The organism is Shewanella sp. M16, assembly GCF_018224605.1.
Lineage (GTDB): Bacteria > Pseudomonadota > Gammaproteobacteria > Enterobacterales > Shewanellaceae > Shewanella > Shewanella oncorhynchi.
In genome coordinates, this window is sequence record NZ_JAGTUL010000093.1 from 1 (window position 1) to 3,624 (window position 3,624).

Annotated in this window: 6 protein-coding genes; 5 read left to right on the forward strand and 1 reads right to left on the reverse strand. The window is 44.0% G+C overall.

Annotated features, from left to right (window positions below; all coding sequences use genetic code 11):
- Positions 1 to 142: 142 nt before the first annotated feature.
- From KFE26_RS23445 to KFE26_RS23460, 5 genes are all read left to right on the forward strand, one after another.
- Positions 143 to 559 carry a hypothetical protein gene (locus KFE26_RS23445; RefSeq protein ID WP_212601901.1) on the forward strand — a complete coding sequence of 139 codons (417 nt, stop codon included), beginning with the start codon at positions 143 to 145 and terminating at the stop codon, positions 557 to 559.
- Positions 538 to 939: a hypothetical protein gene (locus tag KFE26_RS23450; RefSeq protein WP_212601902.1), complete on the forward strand. Its 402-nt coding sequence runs from the start codon at positions 538 to 540 to the stop codon at positions 937 to 939. Before KFE26_RS23445 ends, KFE26_RS23450 begins: the two co-directional genes overlap by 22 nt.
- Before the next feature lie 457 nt (positions 940 to 1,396).
- A complete protein-coding gene (locus tag KFE26_RS24445) occupies positions 1,397 to 1,702 on the forward strand; it encodes a DUF6980 family protein (protein ID WP_409437994.1) in 306 nt (101 codons plus the stop codon).
- Positions 1,703 to 1,830: 128 nt separating this feature from the next.
- Positions 1,831 to 2,262 carry a hypothetical protein gene (locus tag KFE26_RS23455; RefSeq protein ID WP_150102354.1) on the forward strand — a complete coding sequence of 144 codons (432 nt, stop codon included), beginning with the start codon at positions 1,831 to 1,833 and terminating at the stop codon, positions 2,260 to 2,262.
- A gap of 89 nt (positions 2,263 to 2,351) precedes the next feature.
- Positions 2,352 to 2,639 (forward strand): hypothetical protein, encoded by a 288-nt coding sequence (locus KFE26_RS23460; protein WP_212601903.1) that lies wholly within the window; start codon positions 2,352 to 2,354, stop codon positions 2,637 to 2,639.
- A gap of 260 nt (positions 2,640 to 2,899) precedes the next feature.
- Here the strand turns inward: KFE26_RS23460 and KFE26_RS23465 are convergent, their stop codons facing one another.
- Positions 2,900 to 3,514, reverse strand: coding sequence for a LexA family transcriptional regulator (locus KFE26_RS23465; protein ID WP_212601904.1), 615 nt, complete (start codon positions 3,512 to 3,514; stop codon positions 2,900 to 2,902).
- Positions 3,515 to 3,624: the final 110 nt, after the last annotated feature.

Here is a 3,624-nt window from a genome sequence, read left to right on the forward strand (position 1 = left end):
ATCAAACAACGTTGCATAATATGCTACTAACAAGTTGCCTAAGTTCGCCGCTAAAAAGCGCGGCTGGGACAAATACTCACAAGGCTTCGCCTAACATCGTTCTCATTTGCCCCTTGGCAAAGCGTTATGAGTCATGAATAGTATGGATATACATCCCAATAAAGGCATCGGTAGCATTGCATTCGGAATGAATCCCGCTGCTGTGAAGGAGCTTATGGGCTCAGACCTCATCTATGAAGAATGGATGGGCGGCAACTTAAATGATGCACTGTTCTATTCAGACTTAATAATCGGGTTCAACGACTGCGACAGTGATGCGCCGCTCCCAGATTCTCGTGTGGTTGAGTTTCGTGCAAACGGCAGTGGCAGAATTAATTTTAATGGGCATGCTCTCGTAGACCTCTCCAGAGAATCTCTAGCCTCTATGGTTGTGCAAGGTTGTGAAGCAAAACTTGATAAGAACCGAGATGTTATATTTGAAGAGTTAGGTCTCAGCTTTGGTTTCAATGAAAAAGGCGTTGTCTGCATAGTTGAAATGTGGCAGCAGAAAAACTCATAACAAGGCCAGCCAGAGGGACCAAAAAACCGCCGCTTCGCTCTGGTTTTTCGGCCCCTGCTGGCGGCGTTATACATCAAAAGGATCTTGCAGATTTGTCTATCTGGATTAGGAAAGTAACTGACGGGAATTCGGAGAATTATGTTCGCTTGGCTGAGGAGTCCTGGGATCTACCAGAATTATTTAAAATTTTTGAAAACTGGCTTACCGAACATGCCGATAATCTCCCATCTGGACATCAGTGGATAGCCGATATTGGTTTCACACCGAGAGAAGGGGCTAATGGTGGAGGTCCTATTTTGTCAGTTCAACTAATGAAAAAGTGTACTGATTTAGGTATGTCTATTTATCTCTCGGAGTACAACGATGAAGATGATGTATAACAAGTTAAATCATCGGAAAACCGCTCACTGGCTGCGCCAAAACGCTCGCGTTTCCCGCTGTTTAAAGCGTTATATGCCAAAGGAAGTCAATTGAAAACTCAGCTCTCACCGGAAGCACAGGCTCACCTTGAGGTTTTATATCAGGCGACGCTGATTGCAAGATCTCTAAGTTGGGACAACTCGAATGGCGCGAAATCAGAGCTCGTGGCTGACTTAATGGATGCTGTTCACAACATTCCATCTCACTTAAAGTCAGCGGCTATACCAGAGCAAGAATTTGTCCGAATATACTACGAGGCTTTTGATAAGAAGCACCCTATGACTGTATCGTTGGTCAAAATCTATAGTGGGTGCTTTTAGTTCAACCGCATATAACAAGGTCAGCCAGCAACGCTCCCTGCGGTCGCTGGACCTCGTTTCACTCGGCCGCTGCTGGCGGCGTTATGAGTAATTGCGAATGAACCACTGTTGCAAGGAAATGCTAAGAGCAATCTCGGCGAAATGCCAAACTCATGAGGACGAATTCGCTTGCCCGGACGTGCTGGTTACTTACTCACCAAAATTTGATGAATACGGATTAATCGTACACGATGGTGGTACAAGTTCGATTAGCATTTATTATTGCCCTTGGTGTGGCACTAAGCTACCTGAGTCAAAGAGAAAAGCTTGGTTCGACGCGATTGAAAAACTTGGAATAGGCGAATTCGACTCCGAAGAAATTCCCGAGAAATTTAAAAGCGAAGCCTGGTACAAAAACTCATAACAAACACAGTCAGTGCGACATTTATTCCGGCGCTCGTTTTGTGCCAGAAAAGCCTGGCACAAAACAATCACCTACATAAATGCGCCTGCTGTGGGCGTTATGTTTCAAGGTAGGTTCTGTTGACTGTTGTGGATAGTATTGAAAACTTATTGATACCAGACTACTACACCAGTTCCTTAGGTGTTTTAGCGCCAATTGAATTGCTTTTGATGAAAAAGAAGGCCTTTGCACGGTATGTGCTAGTCGTAAAATCGTTGAGTGATATTTCTGATTTAGCATCAGAAATAGCTGAAGTTAGAAGCCAAATCAGAAAACATACGAATGCTCTTTGGATGGTCAGAGAGGTTGGAGCTTATGTGGTTTTTCGCGTTGATAAGCTACCGAAATTGGAACGTGCAGATATTGAAGTAGACAAAACAGGTTTCCACGCAGTAATAATTCAAGGTGTTCATTTCATATCAGCTTCTGGACAGCACTTGTTTAATCATTCAAAGTGGCTTAATCACACTTTCGGTGGCGCAGTTGGGATCGCAGAGAGGATCGAGTCAATTGAAACATAACAAAAACATCATGATGGGAATTTTACTCGCTGAAACAGCGCTCCTAAAATCCCCATATGTTAAGCGTTATGAGTCAGAAGGAACATCGGATGTTTAGTAATCCATTCAAGAAAAAGAAGCCAGATGATCCAGAAGAGCAGTTGGTGCCGACACCTATTCCGGCATTGGTAGCGATTCTTTTAAGTAAGGAAAAAGAAAAGGGTTCTCCGTTAACCGAGAAAGAAGTTCTCGATATTCGTGATAATGCTGTATGCATCATGATGCCAATTTCAGTAAGGGAGAAGATGGAAGAATCACGCGGGTATCCAGACCTAAATCCAGAGTACGTATGGGAGCAATGGCAGGAGGCACGTATTGAGCTCAATCAAAACTCATAACAAACCACTCAAATTCGTTCCGGCCACAAAAAGTGTGGCCTCCATCGGACTCGCTGACGCTCGCCGTTTAGTGGGCAGTTAAGGCCTAATGAGAAATTTCCGTAATCTGTCCAAGAAGCGCAGGCATAGCAACGGCTCGCTTACATTACAAAGCCACCCGTGCTGCGGGAATTGGTATGCCTCACCACGTCAAGTAGAGCGCACAAATACCAGCCTAATTATTTAAGCTTTTTAATTACTACTCACTATTTAAAAAATCATTACAGCGCTTTGCCTGTGAATACCACTTTGCCAACGATGGTGCAGTTACCATTGATCTCGACAAATTTATTCGGCCAGTCGGGGTTTAGGGCTTTGAGGTATTTTTTATTGCCATCGATGATCAGCTGCTTGAAGGTGGCTTGGTTTTCATCATCCAGGCGCGCCACTACATAGCTACCGTTCTCCACCTGTGCGTCGGGGTCGACATAAATCAAATCGCCTGATTTAAAATCGGGCAGCATGCTCTCGCCTTCCACCCTCACAATAAACGATCTTTTGCTGCATTTGATTGGGCAGGGGTAAAGCTCTACATCCAGTGGCGCCACTTCGTGAATATCTGTCCACACACCTGCCTGCACCATGCTTATCAGTGGTAAATAGTGACCAGCATTGGCGACCACGGTCGCGTTATCCATGTCACCCACACCAAAACGCAAAAACTCTGGCGTAGTCTGCAAGGCTCTCGCTAACGCTTCAATATTTCGAGGGTTTTTAGTATCACCACTTTCTATTTTTTGTATTGAGTTTTGGGCCACACCTACCATTTCAGCTAGTTGGAGCTGAGTCATCCCAGATTTAATTCTTAATTTTTTTACTCTGCTTGAAATGTCCATATAGCCTCAGAAAGATATTGATTTTAAACACCTTAATTGTTTGAAATAAAGTATCACAACTTTAGGTGATTAAATCAAATACTGTCTCTTATACACATCTCCGAGCCCAC